General features: G+C 64.3%; 16 protein-coding genes. 3 read left to right on the top strand and 13 right to left on the bottom strand.

The genetic code is table 11. From position 1 onward, the window contains the following. Entirely contained in the window at positions 1-1,029 is a 1,029-nt protein-coding gene (locus QQL28_RS08515) for an ABC transporter permease (RefSeq protein ID WP_284263489.1), read from the top strand. A 75-nt stretch (positions 1,030-1,104) separates the two neighbouring features. Here QQL28_RS08515 and QQL28_RS08510 read toward each other — a convergent pair whose 3' ends face one another. Further along, positions 1,105-1,806, bottom strand: a complete 702-nt coding sequence (locus tag QQL28_RS08510) for an L-2-amino-thiazoline-4-carboxylic acid hydrolase (RefSeq protein ID WP_284263487.1) — start codon at positions 1,804-1,806, stop codon at positions 1,105-1,107. Positions 1,807-1,943: 137 nt separating this feature from the next. Between QQL28_RS08510 and QQL28_RS08505 the strand changes: the two genes are divergently transcribed. Then, complete coding sequence (locus tag QQL28_RS08505) at positions 1,944-2,582, top strand: LysR family transcriptional regulator (RefSeq protein ID WP_284263485.1); 639 nt, start codon at positions 1,944-1,946, stop codon at positions 2,580-2,582. 49 nt (positions 2,583-2,631) lie between these two features. On the opposite strand, the gene QQL28_RS08500 is transcribed toward QQL28_RS08505, so the two are convergent. The 5 genes from QQL28_RS08500 to QQL28_RS08480 all read right to left on the bottom strand — a co-directional run bounded on the left by QQL28_RS08500 (position 2,632) and on the right by QQL28_RS08480 (position 8,031). Further along, entirely contained in the window at positions 2,632-3,669 is a 1,038-nt protein-coding gene (locus tag QQL28_RS08500; protein WP_284263482.1) for an ABC transporter ATP-binding protein, read from the bottom strand. Further along, positions 3,662-4,642: an ABC transporter ATP-binding protein gene (locus QQL28_RS08495; RefSeq protein WP_284263480.1), complete on the bottom strand. Its 981-nt coding sequence runs from the start codon at positions 4,640-4,642 to the stop codon at positions 3,662-3,664. Before QQL28_RS08495 ends, QQL28_RS08500 begins: the two co-directional genes overlap by 8 nt. Then, positions 4,639-5,460: an ABC transporter permease gene (locus QQL28_RS08490; protein ID WP_284263477.1), complete on the bottom strand. Its 822-nt coding sequence runs from the start codon at positions 5,458-5,460 to the stop codon at positions 4,639-4,641. The genes QQL28_RS08495 and QQL28_RS08490 overlap by 4 nt, the downstream gene beginning before the upstream one ends. Then, on the bottom strand, positions 5,457-6,380 hold the full coding sequence (locus QQL28_RS08485; protein WP_284263475.1) for an ABC transporter permease: 924 nt from the start codon (positions 6,378-6,380) through the stop codon (positions 5,457-5,459). The genes QQL28_RS08490 and QQL28_RS08485 overlap by 4 nt, the downstream gene beginning before the upstream one ends. Positions 6,381-6,441: 61 nt before the next feature. Then, on the bottom strand, positions 6,442-8,031 hold the full coding sequence (locus QQL28_RS08480; RefSeq protein ID WP_284263473.1) for an ABC transporter substrate-binding protein: 1,590 nt from the start codon (positions 8,029-8,031) through the stop codon (positions 6,442-6,444). 297 nt (positions 8,032-8,328) lie between these two features. Here QQL28_RS08480 and QQL28_RS08475 point away from each other — a divergent pair, with 297 nt between their 5' ends. Beyond that, on the top strand, positions 8,329-9,213 hold the full coding sequence (locus QQL28_RS08475) for a hypothetical protein (protein ID WP_284263470.1): 885 nt from the start codon (positions 8,329-8,331) through the stop codon (positions 9,211-9,213). A gap of 99 nt (positions 9,214-9,312) precedes the next feature. Here QQL28_RS08475 and mtnK read toward each other — a convergent pair whose 3' ends face one another. The 7 genes from mtnK to nuoN form a co-directional block, all read right to left on the bottom strand. Further along, positions 9,313-10,602 (bottom strand): S-methyl-5-thioribose kinase, encoded by a 1,290-nt coding sequence (gene mtnK, locus QQL28_RS08470; protein ID WP_284263469.1) that lies wholly within the window; start codon positions 10,600-10,602, stop codon positions 9,313-9,315. A gap of 32 nt (positions 10,603-10,634) precedes the next feature. Then, entirely contained in the window at positions 10,635-10,982 is a 348-nt protein-coding gene (locus QQL28_RS08465; protein WP_284263468.1) for a hypothetical protein, read from the bottom strand. Positions 10,983-11,012: 30 nt separating this feature from the next. Continuing rightward, positions 11,013-11,288, bottom strand: coding sequence for a DUF1467 family protein (locus QQL28_RS08460; RefSeq protein WP_284263467.1), 276 nt, complete (start codon positions 11,286-11,288; stop codon positions 11,013-11,015). A 9-nt stretch (positions 11,289-11,297) separates the two neighbouring features. After that, a complete protein-coding gene (mce, locus tag QQL28_RS08455) occupies positions 11,298-11,702 on the bottom strand; it encodes a methylmalonyl-CoA epimerase (protein ID WP_284263465.1) in 405 nt (134 codons plus the stop codon). A 101-nt stretch (positions 11,703-11,803) separates the two neighbouring features. Then, the gene (locus tag QQL28_RS08450) at positions 11,804-13,474 is read right to left on the bottom strand and encodes a ribonuclease J (RefSeq protein WP_284263464.1); all 1,671 of its coding nucleotides are present in this window, start codon (positions 13,472-13,474) and stop codon (positions 11,804-11,806) included. After that, positions 13,474-14,280: a biotin--[acetyl-CoA-carboxylase] ligase gene (locus tag QQL28_RS08445; protein WP_284263463.1), complete on the bottom strand. Its 807-nt coding sequence runs from the start codon at positions 14,278-14,280 to the stop codon at positions 13,474-13,476. The genes QQL28_RS08450 and QQL28_RS08445 overlap by 1 nt, the downstream gene beginning before the upstream one ends. Positions 14,281-14,282: 2 nt before the next feature. Next, positions 14,283-15,719, bottom strand: a complete 1,437-nt coding sequence (gene nuoN / locus QQL28_RS08440; RefSeq protein ID WP_284263462.1) for an NADH-quinone oxidoreductase subunit NuoN — start codon at positions 15,717-15,719, stop codon at positions 14,283-14,285. Between the last annotated feature and the right edge of the window lie 18 nt (positions 15,720-15,737).

Genomic DNA, 15,737 nt, shown 5'->3' with positions numbered 1-15,737 from the left:
ATGGCGAGCAGTGAAGCAGTATCGGGAGCGGCCCGGCGGCCTCGCGGCGTCGGCTCCTTCCTGCGATCGCAGATGCGCAACATCGCGCCGTTCTTGACGCTGATCTTCCTCAGCCTGTTCTTCGCCTTCGCAAGCCCCTCCTTCGCCACGCTGGACAATCTGGGCAACATCCTCACCCAGGTCTCGGTGACCGGCGTGATCGCCGTCGGCCTCACCTTCGTGATCCTCTGTGCCGAGATCGATCTCTCGATCGCCAGCATCGCCAACGTCACGGGCATTGCGGTCGCCTATTTCACGGTGCAGGAATCCTACGTCAACATCGCCAACGTCCCGCTCCCCGGCGCCGTCGCGATCCTGCTCGCGCTGCTGCTCTGCGCGGCTCTCGGGCTCGTCAACGCGCTGGGGCTGACCGTGATCGGTATCCCCTCCTTTATCATGACGCTGGCCATGATGCAGATCGCGGCCGGCATCTCCGCGCTGCTGGTGCGCGGCCAGATCGCCTACAAGGTGCCCGACCTGATCACAACGCTCGGCTCGGGCTCGATCGGCGGCATTCCCTGGATCGTCATCGTCGCCGCCGTGATGCTGCTCGCAGGCCACCTGGTGCTGACCTACACGCGCTTTGGGCGCTACGTCTACATGGTCGGCGGCAACCGCGAGGCGGCCGAATATTCCGGCCTCAACGTCAAGCTGATCCTCGGCGTCGTCATGGTGATCTCGGCGGTGTGCTCGGGGATCGGCGGCATGCTCGGCGTCGCCCATTTCGGCAGCGCGCAGCAGAATGAGTTCGACACCTATCTGCTCGACTCAATCGCCGCGGTCGTGGTCGGCGGCACCAGCCTGTTCGGCGGCCGCGGCGGCATCGGCAACACCATCGTCGGGCTCTTCGTTCTCGGTGTCCTGAATAACGGCCTCGACCACGTCAACATCGACAGCTTCCTGAAGATCCTGATCCGCGGCCTGATCCTGCTGGCGGCCCTGATCATCAACGTCTATGCGCAGCGGCTCAGGGAGAAGGCGGCGGAGTAGGCAACTCTCGAAAGGCCGGTGCCCACCCCGTTATTGCGAGCGCGGCGAAGCAATCCAGGGGTATAGGAACGCGGATTAACTCTCGGCCTTGGCATTCGATGGGAGCCGCGAGAAGCGGAAATTGCAGTGGCTCGCGCCGCCCGCCAGCGTTTGTGTCCGTTCCAAGCGGATGCCTCGCGTCGCATAGGCGTCGAAATCGAGCCCGCAGATGTTCGGCAGGATGTCCTTGTCTCCATGGCGCGCCGCGAGTTTGCAGAAGCCGCAAGCCTTGTAGTTGATGCCGAATTCAAAGCTGTCCTGCGGACCCGGCTCGACGAAATCGTAGACGAAGTCGTCCGGAAACTCTTCCTGATGGACTTTTGTAACGCTTTTTGCCGCCTGCTCGCGTAGCAAAGCCTGGTTCTCCGCCGACATGAACTGACGTCCCGAGGCCAGACGCTCCGCTTCCGGCACGGTCAGCAATTGCGCCTTGTAGATTTCCCGCTCGATCTCGCCGATCACGGGCACCGGCACGCCGTGCCGCCGTAGCACCCGGCTGATGGCCATGAAGCCCGTCAGGCGCATGAAGAAATCGCTCATGCGGCTTGCCGCGCCACCGACATAGGGCATCTGGGTAAGCACGATCTCGAATTCGTCCATCACCTCCCGCCTGACCCCGTCGATATCGGAGAGATACGCGCGCTCGCGGAGCAACGCTTCGGCAAGGTCGAGTCGCTCGCGCATCGCGGCCCCCATTGCGCCCCGATGCGTCTGGTAGAAGGGATGCATCTCAGCCATTGGACACCTGATCAATTCGCTCGTTACGGACCGACCGTATCCGGTGACATCGCCGCGGCGCAAAGCATTGTTGCTGCGGTTCAGCGCAAGAAAATCTATTGCAAGGCCGCGGCCTATCGGTGTCAAACTGAAGCGCGATGACCTACACCCTTCCACCACTCAACGCGCTCCGCGCCTTTGAGGCCGCCGCCCGGCATCTCAGCTTCAAGCTGGCCGCGCACGAGCTGCACGTGACGCCTGCCGCCGTGGGGCAGCAGGTGAAAGCGCTGGAGGCACGCCTCGGCGTACGCCTGTTCGAGCGGCTGCATAAGCAGCTCATCCTGACCACGGCGGGTCAGGCCTATCTGCCCGGGATATCCGACGGTTTTCGCCACATTGCGGAGGCGACCTCGCAATTGAAACCGGCCGGTGCGGTGCTGCTGCAATTGGGGGTCCATGGCAACCTCGACCTGCGCCGCCTCGAATTGGCGGAGTTTCGCAGCGCGCATGCGGACATCGGTTTGCGAGTGCTGCAGCCGGCCGGCTTGCACGAGCTGGTCGAGGGCAAGGTCGACCTGCTGATCGCCCGCGGTCTTGGCCACCATCCGGGCTATCGCTGCGACCGGGTCAATGAGGGATCGGGCCTCGGTGATTGGCTGATTGCGCCTGAAGGCACTGCGGACTGCCCCGAGATCGTCTGCTTCCGCGAATGGCTGCGCGCCCTCCCAGCCGAGAACCCGCTCGCAAACCGCCGCCCCTCATCTGGTCGGCATCAGCGGGAGTTGAGACGCGTCTGAAGCAGCAAGAGCTCGCCGTCTAAAGCCCGCAACAGACGCACTGTCCAGTTTAAGGACGTTGGCCCTCGGCCGACGCCAAAGCCGCCTGCCCCGCAATCTCGTCACTTCGCCAACACCTTACCGCGTGTCCATCGTCCCGCGCTTCCAGCGACGGCCCAGGCTCGCGACGACACACGGCTTCGGCGTAGCGACAGCGCGGGCTGAACGCACATCCGTCCGGTGGATTGAGCGGATTGGGAAGGTCGCCCCCTGTCGTAGCTAACGGTGCATGGTGCAGCGGATCGGGGATTGCTGAGATCAGGGCTTGCGTATACGGGTGCGCCGGCCGTTCGAAGATTTCGCGCCAATCGCCATTCTCCACAATGCGGCCGAGATACATGACTGCGACCCTGTCGCTCATGTGCTCGACGACGCCGAGGTCGTGGCTGATCATGATGTAGGAGAGACCGAGCGTGTCTTTCAATTCCAGCAGCAGATTGATGATCTGGGCGCGGATCGAGACATCAAGCGCCGATACGGGCTCGTCGCAGATGACGATTTTGGGATTGAGGATCAGGGCACGCGCAATGCCGATGCGCTGGCGCTGGCCACCGGAGAACTCGTGCGGGTAGCGGTCGGCCTGTTCGGGGCGCAGGCCCACATGCCGCAGCATCGTCGCAACGCGTCCCTCGATCTCGCTTGTTGCGGTCACGCCATGCACACGCAGGGGATCTTCAAGCGTGCGGCGAACGGTCTGGCGTGGATTGAGCGAGGCGTAGGGATCCTGAAACACCATTTGGACGATGCGGGCCAGCGACTTTCGATCCCCGGATTGCCTGCTCGTCACGACCTGCCCGTCCAATACAATGCGGCCGCGTGTCGGCGTCAGCAGGCCAAGGATCGAAAGCGCCACCGTCGACTTGCCGGAGCCGGACTCGCCGACGAGGCCGAGGCATTCGCCTCGCTTCAGCTTGAGATCGACACCATCGACGGCGCGGAGCAGCCGCCGGCCGCGGCCCAGCAAGCCGCCGCCCAGCGGAAAATGAACCGCAAGATCCTCGACACTGAGAATGAGATCGTCGTCCGGCCTGCCCCGCGGTTCATGCATGGTGGTAACACCTGACGAAACCGCCGGCCTCCAGGGAGTCCGTCGGCGGCGCGACTACCCGGCAAATATCGGTCGCCTGCGCGCAGCGCGGATTGAACCGGCAGCCATCCGGGAAATTCGTAATGGCCGGGACGACGCCCGCAATCTCCTTGAGCCTGGTGCGGCCAAGCGCTGCGCGGCTGCCCAACCGCGGCAGCGAGGCGACCAGGCCCTGCGTATAGGGGTGCGAAGGTGCGCGAAAAATATCGGCCGAGCCGCGCTCCTCGACAATGCGGCCAGCATACATGACGGCGACGCGGCGGCAGACATTGGCGACCAGGCCGAGATCGTGGCTGATCATCAGGATCGCCGTTCCCCTCTCGGCGCATAGATTCCGCATCAGCTCGATGATTTCGGCCTGCACGGTCACGTCGAGCGCTGTTGTCGGCTCGTCGGCGATCAGAAGATCCGGACCGCATGCAAGTGCGATGGCGATCATGACGCGCTGGCGCATGCCGCCGGATAGCTGGTGCGGGTAATCCTTGACGCGCCGCTCTGGCGCGGGGACGCGGACACTCGCCAGTGCCTCGACCGCCAGCTGGTTGGCTTCCCGCCAGCTTTTTCCCTTATGCAGCACGAACATCTCGGCAATCTGCCGGCCCACGGGCGAGACCGGGTTCAGCGCCGTCATCGGCTCCTGGAAGATCATCGCGATGCGATTGCCGCGCAGCTCCCGTTGCCTGGCGGCTGAAAGATGCTGGATCTCCTGCCCCTCGAAGCGGATGACGCCGCCACCGATCGACAACGGCTGCCGCAGCAGGCCGATCAGAGCGAGTGCCGTAATGCTCTTGCCGCAACCGGATTCGCCGACAAGCCCGAACGTCTCGCCACGATCGATACGGAATGAAATGCCCTCGGCCGCCGCAACGCGCCGCGTTCCATCGTCGAGATCGATGCGCAAATCCTCGACCTCGATCAGCGGCGGGCCCGTCATGTGCGCCGGCTCCGCGATTGTGGATCGAGAATGTCGCGCAGGCCATCGCCGAGCAGGTTGAGGCCGAGCACCGTCAGGAAGATGGCCAGGCCGGGAAAAACCGAGAGCCACGGCGCCGTCGTGATCTGGTCGCGGGCTTCCGACAACATGCTGCCCCAGCTTGGATAGGGCGGGCGGACGCCGAGGCCGAGGAACGACAATGCGGCTTCGGACAACACCGCGCTGCCCATTCCAAGCGTGCCGATGACGATGATGGGTCCGAGCATGTTCGGCAGCAGCTGCGTGATCATGATGCGCAGATCGCCGTAACCAAGCACGGTTGCGGCCTGCACATAGCCCTGGCTCTTGAGCGACAGCGCGGAGGCACGTGCGATCCGGCACGTGAAGGACCAATTGGTCAACCCGAGTGCGATGAGCAGGCTCGTAAGGCCGGGGCCAAGCACCGCCATGATGGCAAGCGCGAAGATCAGCGAGGGGATCGCGAGCATGAGATTGGTCAGGGCGTTGACGACATCGTCCCACCAGCCGCCCCAATAGCCGGCGCTCAGGCCAAGTCCCACGCCGATGACGCTGTTGATGAGCTGCGAGACGATGCCGACCGTCAGCGACACGCGCGCGCCGTACAGGACGCGGGAATAGATGTCGCGGCCCTGCCCGTCAGTGCCGAACCACCAAGTCCAGCTCGGAGGCTCTTCGGCGTTCATCAAATTGGCGTCCATGACGGGATCGGTGTGCGCCAGCCAGGGCGCGAGCAGTCCGACGAAGATCGCAAGCACGAACAACGCCCCACCGATGACGAGATTGGCGCGGAGCTTCATGCGTATCTGATCCTCGGATCGATCACGCCGTAGAGCACGTCGACCAGCAAGTTGATCGCGAGAAAGGCCAGAACCACCACGAGAATGGAGCCTTGGACGGCCGGAATGTCGCGCTGCAAGACACTGTCGACCAGCAGCGAGCCGATGCCGGGCCAGGAAAACAGTTTTTCGACGACGACCGCCTGCCCCATCAGCCCGCCGAACTGGAGGCCCACGGTGGTGAGAATGATGACGAGCGCATTGCGCATCACATGCCACTTCACCACCCTGGTCTCGCTCATGCCCTTGGAGCGCGCGGTGCGGACGAAATCGGCCGTCATGATCTCGAGGACCGCAGCGCGCGTTGTCCGGGCAAATAGCGCCATCGGCGAGACGCCGAGTGTCACGGCCGGCAGCAGCAGATATTTCAGGCCGCCATCTCCGTAGCCGAAACTCGGCAGCCAGCCGAGCTTCAACGCAAACAGATACATCAGCACCAGTCCGAGCCAGAATTTGGCGATGGAAAGCCCCGACACCGCCAGGACCATCGCGGCGCTATCGATGAGACCGCCCGGCCGCAATGCCGCGACGAAGCCGAGCGGCACGCCGAGCACGACCGAAAACGCCATGGCCGTGAGAATCAATTGCAGCGTCGGCCAGGCCCGCTTGGCGATCATGGTCGTGACAGGCTCGCGCGTCCGGAACGACGTCCCGAAGTCACCGGTTGCAAGCTGGGCGATGTAGTTGCCAAAGCGCACATAGACGGGATCGTCAAGGCCGAGCTGCTTCTTCAGGCGCAGCTCGACCTGGGGATCAGCGTCGTCGCTCATGGTCGAGACGATGCTGCCGGGAACGACACTGAACAGCACGAAGACCAGCAGAACGACGGCGAGCACGGTCGGAATCGTTTGCAGGAGGCGACGGATCAGGAAGGAGAGCATCGGCCTTTTTTCTTCCCTCCCTCCACCGTTTGCTGCGATGGAGGGAGCGCGAGAGCGCGTGTCACTTCGCGGGCGAGGTCTCGTCGACCCAGAGGTCTTCGACGTTCTGATGGGTCAGCTCCGTCGCGTTCAACTGAACCCCCTTGAGCCACGGCTGCACCGCCATGACCGCCTTGTTGTAGTTGAAGAACCAGACCGGCGCCTCTTCATAGAGCAGCGCATTGGCCTTTTGCAGCAGCTGGCCGCGCTTTGCGGAATCGTCGGTCTGCCCGGCCTCATCGATCATCTTGTCGAAGTCGGCATTCCTGAAGTTCATGTAGTTGCAGGCCGATTGCGGCGTCGACGAGTGGAAGCATTTGAGGGCGGCCTGAGGATCCGGGCCGGTCTGCTGGGAATAGATAAAGGCCTGGTAGTCGCCGCTGCGAACCACCTCCGACAGCACCGCGGCCTCGACCTGCTTGACCTTCGCCTTGATGCCCACCTTGTCCAGCATCGGGATGACGGCCGTGACGATCGGCAAGCCCCAGCTTTCATTCTGGCTGGTGGTCCATTCAAATTCGAAGCCTGTCGGATAGCCCGCGTCAGCGAGCAGCTGCTTGGCCTTCGCAGGGTCGAAGGCGTAGGGCTTCATGGTCTTGTCGTAGAGAGGAGAAGTCAGCGGCAGCCAGCTGGTGGCGCGATAGGCCTTGCCCTTGACCAGCTTGTTGATGATCAGGTCGGTATCGATCGCGTAGTTGATCGCCTGCCGGACGCGCTTGTCGGCGAACGGCTTGAATGCGGGATTCATGCCCATGTATCGCGTGAAGACCTCGGCGACTTCGACGATGGTGCCCTTGAGGTCGGGATCGGCCTGATAGGCAACATACTGCGCGGGCCCGAGCACCGAGGTGTCGATCTCCTTGTTGCGGAAGGCGACATCGCGTGCAGCGGCCTCGCCCATGACCGACACGATGAGCTTGTCAGCGTAGGGCTTGCCAGGCTTGTAGAACCGGTCCCACCGCTCCAGAACGATGCGCGATCCCGGCACGTGCTCGACGAATCTGAATGGCCCAAGACCGATCGGCTTCTGGATAAAGCCCTCCTTGGCGGCCTCGTCGGCGGGATAGATCGACGTCAGCGCGGTGAAGAAGTAGAAACCCGGATCGACTTTCTCGGTCAGCTTCATCTCAACGGTGAAGTCGTCGATCTTCTTCAGGCCGGAGATTTCCTTGGCCTGGCCCTTCTCCACCGCGGCCGCGCCCTCGATCACGCGGACATAGCGCGCGCCGGGATAGGCCTTGCTGCCGTCCATGATGCGGTTGTAGGACCAGATGACGTCGTCGGCCGTCATCTTGCGGCCATTGTGGAAATAGGCGTCGTCGCGCAGCTTGAAGGTGTGAACGAGACCGCCACCCGAGACGATGACCTCCTTGGCAAGTTCCGGAACCGGCTTGCCCTCGGCGGAATCCCAGATGTAGAGCGACCGGTGCAGACCCTTCGCGTATATCTCGTCCTGGGCGCGCTGTGTCGTATGAATGTCCAGGCTAGTGAAACTCGAGCCGTAAGGCGCCGTCATGCGGATGGTTCCGCCCTTGCGCGGGGTCTGGGCCTCCGCCGAGGCCGCGAGCGCCAGTCCCAAGCCAGCGACGATCGCCACTATCCTGAACATCATGGTCCCTCCGACAATGCAGGCGTACCCCGGCCAGCGAGTTGACCATTCGCAGCCTGTCGAGCGCAAGCTCCTCTTTTCGTCTTGATGGCGCAGTTCCTTGCAGCCCGTCCTTCGAGACGCCCGCTTTGGCAGGCCCTTCAGGACGAGGGCGCGTTTTGCGGCGACGTCGTAAACCAGCTGAGAATCGAGAGCGGAAACAACGATCTACGGGCGATGAACGTCTTGCGCGATCGATGCGACCAAGATCAGGACAAGGGCCTTCCGCCCAGCGATTTCGCCAAGATGAGAATCCGAAAGATGAAAAGCCGAACGCTAGGTGTTTTGATCGTCGGCGGTCTGATCGTCGCGACGGCCGTGCTGGCGCGGCCGGTCGCGGCAAGCCTCGGCCAGGAGAGCGCGGCAGACACCATCCAGTTCGGCTGGAGTCGCACCTCCGGTTCGAACGACTATGTCGACCAGACGTGGTGGGCGGTCCGGAGCCATTGCGCTCCTGACAGTTTCGCCGAGCGGCTGCTCTGCATCCCCGTTGCGGTCATGGCACGGCGTGCGGGTGCGGGTTTCGAGGCAAAACTTTCCCAGGACACCGGCCTGCCACTGCCTGACGGTTGGGCCCTGACGACGGCGAAGAACTCACCGCTGATCAGGTCGGTCTACGCCGAGACGCCGCGCGATCTCGCAGCCGTTGTCGGCTTCTATCGCGGCGAGCTCGGCAAGCGCGGCTGGACGGAGAATGACGGTGCAGTCGTGGGGCCGGACCGGGCCGTGATCGCATTCACGACGGCCGAGGGGCCAGCGCTGCTCCGGCTCTCGCGTCAGGACGACAAGACGATCGCTGAGCTGTCACTGCGCAAGCCCGGTGTCGTCAATGCCGGCATGCTGCCGACGCCGGGACAGGCAAGGCTGATGCTCGGCAACAAGACGGATGACGATGCGGACATCACCATCAACGAGCAAACCATCAAGCTCGCAGCCGGCGCCGGAGGCAAATTGGCCGACTCCGACGACGAGCCGGGCAAATTGCCGGACAGTCAGAAGATCGATCTGCCGCCGGGCAAATACAAGGTCACCCTCAAGGTGGCTGGAGGCGCGGCGCAGAACCGGGAGTTCGAGGTCGCAGCCAACGAGACATGGGGTCTGCTGGTCGGCACGGACGGCGTCCTGCTGCCGATGCACCTGTACTGACGTCGCCCGACGGTCCCTCACCCCGTCATTGCGAGCCAACGGGGCCGTGCTTCGCGCGGACCCGTTGGCTCGCAGTGACGCAGCACGCTCGCGACGTCCTCAGTTTGACAATTCCGGCGTCCAGTCGCGCAGTTTTCGAGCGGCGCTGGTGACATCTGCGATAGCAGGAAATGCTCCCGTCTCCACCATCATCGCACGAGCGAGCCGCACAGCGCGAGCCTCGCTGACCGCCCGCTTGTGCGGGTCCTCAATCAGCTCGAAGTCGATGTTGTGGGCGAGACCGAAGATGCGGCGGATGGTCTTTGCCGCCGCGAAACCGACGGTGTCGCCAAGCAGCCGCTGCATGTAGGCCTGCCGTTCGGCCTCCAGCCGCGCGGCGCCTTTCTCGCCGGGGAAGAGCGAGACCGGATAGGCATCGCCTGCCGCGTCCTTCCGCCACAGCTCGAGGAATTTTCGCGCAAACTCGGTCCACACCTGCTCGACCGTCTCGAGCACCCAGCCCTCGAACGCGCGCCGCTCGTCCGGCGAGCGCTCGTGGCCGCTGGATGCGAAATAGGCCATCAGCAGGTTGGCGATGACGGCACCGACGTCAAAGCCCATCGGGCCGTAGAACGCGAATTCGGGATCGATCACCTGCGTCTGGCTGTCCGTCACCATGATGGAGCCGGTGTGGAGATCGCCGTGGATCAGCGCCTCCGGGCTCGCCATGAACTTCAGCTTCAGCCGGGAGATCGCGACATGCAGCTCCATGTCATCGCGCAAACCTGCGGCCGTCGCGTCGAGGTAAGGCGCGGTCCAGCGGTTCTGCTCGGCCACGCGATAGGGATCGGTGAAGATCAGGTCCTCGGTGATCTTGCAGAGCGCGTGGTTGCCGGCAAAGGCCGCAATGCCTTCCTTCTTCTCCGCGGCGGTGAGCGCGAGATCGGACGTGAAAAATAGTGTCCGCGCCATGAAGGTGGTGATGTCGTCGACGAAGCGCGAATATTGCGTGCCGGCGATCAGCCCCTTGCGCATGATGATGTGGGGCTCGAGCAGTTCCATCACCGTAAGCGCGAGCGCGTCGTTGTGATGCAGCACCGTCGGCACGAGCCCGGGCGCGAGTTGCGCCTGCCGTGTCAGCGCCAAATATTCGTAATGCGCGCGGGACAGCGGCAGCGGCCAGCTTTCCCCGACCAGGCGGACATAGGGCAGCGCCTGCTTCACGGCGACGCCGCCCAGCGCTCCCTTCACGATGAAGACGAGATTGAGGTTGCCGTCACCGACTTCCGTGATCGACCACTCGTCCGGCCCACCGCCCAGTGCCGCCACCAGCTTCGGACGGCCCGCGAGATAGTCCCGCAGATCCGCCTCATGCAAAATCCGATAGCTCTCCGCCTGCCCCTGCGTCATGAGGAGTCCTGCCCATGGTCTTGGCCGGATCGTCAGTCGCGCTCCAGGAAGCTCGAGCCGATGTCGGCCTTTCTTTTGATCGGATCGTAGTCGCAATAGACGCCGTCCGCCACCAGCGTGTAGCTGGCAATGACCGTATATTTGTCTGTTTTGATCGAGTTCAGGCCGGCGATCGCGGTGCTCTTTCCACCGTTCCATTTGAACGGCGTCGAGCTCTGCGCCCGCTCGCAGGCCATCACCGCCTCGTTGAAGACATAGCCCTCGACGAACGCCTTCATGGTGCGGACCTGCACCGCCATCTTCCACTCGAAATAGCCGATGGCGGCGAGCCCTGCGACGATCAATACCAAAAGCGCAATGACGATCCGCTGAAATGTCATTCATTCCCCCAAAGCGCCGTTTCGAAAAATCTAGAACGGCATTCCCATTAATTTCGACAAGCGTTCGATCGAGAGATAGCCGGCATGATAGGCGGTCATGCCGATCGCAAAAACGATTGCCGAGAGCAGCGTGGTCCAGATCAGCTTGTTGCGCATTCCAGTGAGGATCGGCGCGCCGGGATCGGTGCCGGGTGCCCCGACGCCGTCCTCATGCTGGCTGCGCACGCCGAACGGCAGGGTCACGAACAGCGTGACCCACCAGAGCACGAAGTAGATCGCGAGTGCGGTGGAGATCTGGTAGGCCATGGCCTGCTCTCACGCCTGTTCGATCTCGACCAGCGCGCCGGAAAAGTCCTTCGGATGCAGGAACAGCACCGGCTTGCCGTGCGCGCCGATCTTCGGCACGCCGTCGCCCAGCACTCGCGCGCCCTCCTTCACCAGCACGTCGCGCGAGGTGATGATGTCGGCGACCTCGTAGCAGACGTGGTGGATGCCGCCGTCGGCATTGCGCTCCAGGAACTTAGCGATCGGCGAGCCTTCGCCATAGGGCTCGATGAACTCGATCTTGGTATTGGGGAGCGTCACGAACACGGTGGTCACACCGTGCTCGGGCAGCGCCACGGCCTCCGAGATCTGCGCACCGAACGCGGCGCCGTAGATTTTCGCAGCCTTGACGGCATCCTTGGTTGCGATCGCCACATGGTTGAGCCGGCCCAGCATGGTTCTCTCCCTCAAAGCATGATCCGGAAAAGTGCGAAGCGGTTTTCCCTCGCGACAAACGCGGAACGCGTTTGCGCGGAGATCATCCTTCTCATCACGCTTTAGACTGTCAGTACATGTACCAGACACGGGGGCTTTTTGCCCCAATGTTCGTTGATCACGGCGCGCACGGCGCGGCGCACCGATTCGCCCAGCGCATCGGGATCGCGGCGCCGCGCCCGCGGCAGGCCTTCGATGGTCGAAACCACGGCATCGAAGACCAAGTCGTCGAATGTCTCGCCCGCCTTGTTCTTCTCGGGGATGCCGACGAGATCGACCTCGGGTTCATCGACCAGTTCGCCCTGCGCTGTCATGGCGATGGCGACGAAAGCACAACCGGAGAACGCCATCCGCCGCCGCTCGACCACCGCGCGCGACTTGGAGTCCTCCAGGATCGTGCCGTCCTTGTAGAGCCGACCCGAGGGCACCTCGCCGACGATGCCGGGATCGCCTGGGCCGAGCTTCACCAGATCGCCATTCCGGCACACCAGGACACGGGGCACGCCGGCGGCGCGCGCGAGCCGGGCGTGCTCGTGCAGATGCAGGGGCTCGCCGTGCACGGGGATCAGAAGCTGCGGCTTCGTCCAGGCGATCATGTCGCGTAGCTCGTCCCGGCGCGGATGGCCGGAGACGTGGACCAAATGCGTGCGGTCGGTGATGACCTCGACGCCCTGTAGGACCAGATTGTTGATGATCGAGCCGACGGCCTTCTCGTTGCCCGGGATGGTGCGCGAGGAGAAGATCACGCTGTCGCCCCGGTTCAGGGTGATCTCCGGATGATCGTCATTGGCGATGCGCGCCAGCGCCGCGCGGGGCTCGCCCTGGCTGCCGGTGCAGAGCGCCAGCACCTTTTCCTGCGGCAGATGGCCGTAAACTTCCGGCGAGCGGAAGTTCTGCACACCGTCGAGATAGCCGGTCTCGCGCGCGACCTGCACCACGCGCTCCATGGCGCGGCCGACCACCACGACTTCGCGATCGGCGGCGCGCGCCGCGTCCGCCACCGCCTTGATGCGCGCGACGTTGGAGGCAAAGGTCGTCACCGCGACGCGGCCCTTGGCCTCCTTGACGAGCTCGATGATGGTCCTGGCGACCTCGGCTTCCGAGGGCGAGCGGCCCTCGCGCACCGCGTTGGTGGAATCGCCGATCAGGGCGAGCACGCCCTCCTCGCCCAGCTGGCGCAGCCGCCGCTCGTCGGTGGGACGGCCGATGATCGGGGTCGGGTCGATCTTCCAGTCGCCGGTGTGCAGCACCGTGCCGGCCTCGGTGTGGATCGCAAGCGCATGGGATTCCGGAATCGAATGCGCGACCGGGATGAACTCGACGTTGAACGGGCCGATGTCGACGCGGCCGCCGGAGGGGATCACCGTCACCGGGATCCTTGGCGGATTGCGCTCGGCCGCGCATTTGGCCTCGAACAGCGCCGCGCTGAACTGCGTCGCATAGATCGGGCATTGCAGCTTCGGCCAGAGATCGATGATCGCGCCGAAATGATCCTCATGGGCGTGCGTGAGCACGAGGCCCATCAGGTTCTTGCGCTCCTTCTCCAGGAAGCTGATGTCGGGCATGATCAGGTCGATGCCCGGTAGATGCTCCTCGTCGCCGAAGGAGACGCCGAGATCGATCGCGAGCCAGGCACGCTGATGGCGGTTGCCGAGGCCGTAGATCGACAGGTTCATGCCAATCTCGCCGACACCGCCGAGCGGGGCAAACACCAGTTCGTCGGGCCTTGCCATCACGCAGCTCCCACCGAGGCGGCCGCGCCGAAGAAGACCTCTCCGGCAGCCACCGGCACCCGCCGGCCGTCGGCGGTGCGGACGATCAGGCAGCCGCTGTCGTCGATGGTGTCGAAGATGCCCTCGAGCGTCGCGCTCCCGGTCTGGATCGCGACCTTCTCGCCGAGGCCGGCGGCACGCTCCAGCCAGAGGCGGCGGATCTCCGCAAAGCCGCGGCCTTCGTCCCAGATGCCCCGGAATTCAACCCAGGCGTCGGACAGCGCGGCGAATAGCTCTTCCGCACTGATATGGACCCCGAGGGCGGCCAGCGACACCGCGGGCGTCGGCGTGCCCTCGGGGGCCGCGACGACGTTGGTACCGATGCCGACCACGACCGCAAGGCGGTCGCCGATGGCCTCGGCTTCGAGGCCGATGCCGACGAGCTTCCTGCCGCCGGCAAGCACGTCGTTCGGCCATTTCAGGGCATATCGCGGCCGGTCTGGGCCCAGGCGAAGCGCGGCCTCGACGCTGACCCGCTCCAGCGCCGCCTCCTCGGCCAGCCCCGCCGCAAAGCCGAGCGTGGCGGCAACGGCCGGCGCGACGGCCATCACCTCGAGGATGCTACAGGCGAGGTTGCCGCGCGGCGCGATCCAGGCGCGCTGGCGGCGGCCACGCCCCGCCGTCTGCTCCGAGGTCACGAACCAGATCGGGCCGCGCTCGCCTTGGCGGGCGCGCTCCAATGCTTCGGTATTGGTCGAGCCGATCTGCTCGAAGGCTGCGAGGCGGTAGCCCGCGTCGAGAGCGCGATGACCGAGCGCGAAGCCCATCCCTAGAACAGCGACTTTGCCGCTGCGCTGGCGGCACTCACGACGGGTCCCGCAAACAGCGCAAACAGGATGTTGAACAGGCCCGCCACCGCCAGCACGGCCCGCACCTCGACGCGCACCGGATCGACCTGCCCGGCAGGCTCGTCGAAATACATCGTCTTGACGATGGTGAGGTAGTAGTAGGCGCCCACCACGCTCGACAGCACGCCCAGGACCGCGAGCGTGAACAAATTGGCCTTGATCGCTGCAACGAAGACGTACCACTTGGCGAAGAAGCCCGCGAGCGGCGGAATGCCGGCCAGCGAGAACAGCAGCATCGCGAAGAAGAAGGCGAGCAGCGGGTTGGTGCGCGAGAGGCCGGCGAAATCGCTGATCTGCTCGACGGCCTGGCCGTTGCGCTTCATCGCAAGGATGACCGCGAAGGAGCCGAGCGTCATCGCGACGTAGATCAGGATGTACGTCAGGACGCCTTGCGCGCCCTCGACCGTGCCGGAGGCAAGGCCGACCAGCGCAAAGCCCATATGACCGATCGAGGAATAGGCCATCAGGCGCTTGATGTTGGTCTGGCCGATCGCGGCGAAGGAGCCGAGCGCCATCGAGGCGATGGAGACGAACACCAGGATCTGCTGCCACTGCGTGACGATGCCGGGGAAGGCGGTCAGCGTCGCGCGAGTGAAGACCGCGAGTGCCGCGACCTTCGGCGCCGAGGCGAAGAAGGCGGTCACCGGCGTCGGCGCGCCCTCATAGACGTCGGGCGTCCACATGTGGAACGGCACCGCCGAGACCTTGAAGCAGAGGCCGGCGAGCAGGAAGACGAGACCAAAGACCAGACCGACGCTGGCGGTCGTCGCGGATGCCGCGATGCCGGCGAAGCTGACCGTGCCGGTGAAACCGTAGATCAGCGAGGCGCCGTACAGCAGCATGCCCGAGGACAGCGCACCCAGCACGAAATACTTCAGACCCGCCTCATTGGACTTCGCATTGTCGCGGTTGCTGGTCGCCACGACATAGAGCGCGAGCGACATCAGCTCGAGGCCGAGGTAGAGCGAGATCAGGTCGCCGGCCGAGATCAGCACCATCATGCCGAGGGTGGAGAGCAGGACGAGGATCGAATATTCGAAGATGCGGCGCGACGGATCGGACAGAAACTCCGTCGACAGCATCAGCGTCACCGCCGAGCCGATCAGCGCCAGGATCTTCATGAAACGCGCGAAGTCGTCGACGATGAAGCTGCCGCCGAAGGTTACCTGCTTGCCCGCGGGCAGCAGAAGCTCCAGCACGCCGGCTGCGACCAGGAGCAGGACGGCGAGCGTCGTGATCGCCTTCGTGGTCCCCTGTCCGCGATACGCACCCAGCATCAGGAGCGCCATGCTGCCGACCGCGAGCACGAGCTCGGGCACGACCGGCGCCAGTTGATATCCTGCAGTCTCAAAGCTCATGGCGATATCCTGACCTGC

The organism is Bradyrhizobium iriomotense (assembly GCF_030160715.1).
Classification (GTDB): Bacteria; Pseudomonadota; Alphaproteobacteria; order Rhizobiales; family Xanthobacteraceae; genus Bradyrhizobium; species Bradyrhizobium iriomotense.
The sequence above is the reverse complement of the archived record's forward strand: the minus strand, read 5'-3'. Positions and strand labels throughout refer to the sequence as shown.

Bases quoted from the DNA above. Each gene is read 5' to 3' on its own strand.
- QQL28_RS08515 (WP_284263489.1), top strand. From the start codon at position 1: ATGGCGAGCAGTGAAGCAGTATCGGGAGCGGCCCGGCGGCCTCGCGGC.
- QQL28_RS08510 (WP_284263487.1), bottom strand. From the start codon at position 1,806: ATGGCTGAGATGCATCCCTTCTACCAGACGCATCGGGGCGCAATGGGG.
- QQL28_RS08505 (WP_284263485.1), top strand. From the start codon at position 1,944: ATGACCTACACCCTTCCACCACTCAACGCGCTCCGCGCCTTTGAGGCC.
- QQL28_RS08500 (WP_284263482.1), bottom strand. From the start codon at position 3,669: ATGCATGAACCGCGGGGCAGGCCGGACGACGATCTCATTCTCAGTGTC.
- QQL28_RS08495 (WP_284263480.1), bottom strand. From the start codon at position 4,642: ATGACGGGCCCGCCGCTGATCGAGGTCGAGGATTTGCGCATCGATCTC.
- QQL28_RS08490 (WP_284263477.1), bottom strand. From the start codon at position 5,460: ATGAAGCTCCGCGCCAATCTCGTCATCGGTGGGGCGTTGTTCGTGCTT.
- QQL28_RS08485 (WP_284263475.1), bottom strand. From the start codon at position 6,380: ATGCTCTCCTTCCTGATCCGTCGCCTCCTGCAAACGATTCCGACCGTG.
- QQL28_RS08480 (WP_284263473.1), bottom strand. From the start codon at position 8,031: ATGATGTTCAGGATAGTGGCGATCGTCGCTGGCTTGGGACTGGCGCTC.
- QQL28_RS08475 (WP_284263470.1), top strand. From the start codon at position 8,329: ATGAAAAGCCGAACGCTAGGTGTTTTGATCGTCGGCGGTCTGATCGTC.
- mtnK (WP_284263469.1), bottom strand. From the start codon at position 10,602: ATGACGCAGGGGCAGGCGGAGAGCTATCGGATTTTGCATGAGGCGGAT.
- QQL28_RS08465 (WP_284263468.1), bottom strand. From the start codon at position 10,982: ATGACATTTCAGCGGATCGTCATTGCGCTTTTGGTATTGATCGTCGCA.
- QQL28_RS08460 (WP_284263467.1), bottom strand. From the start codon at position 11,288: ATGGCCTACCAGATCTCCACCGCACTCGCGATCTACTTCGTGCTCTGG.
- mce (WP_284263465.1), bottom strand. From the start codon at position 11,702: ATGCTGGGCCGGCTCAACCATGTGGCGATCGCAACCAAGGATGCCGTC.
- QQL28_RS08450 (WP_284263464.1), bottom strand. From the start codon at position 13,474: ATGGCAAGGCCCGACGAACTGGTGTTTGCCCCGCTCGGCGGTGTCGGC.
- QQL28_RS08445 (WP_284263463.1), bottom strand. From the start codon at position 14,280: ATGGGCTTCGCGCTCGGTCATCGCGCTCTCGACGCGGGCTACCGCCTC.
- nuoN (WP_284263462.1), bottom strand. From the start codon at position 15,719: ATGAGCTTTGAGACTGCAGGATATCAACTGGCGCCGGTCGTGCCCGAG.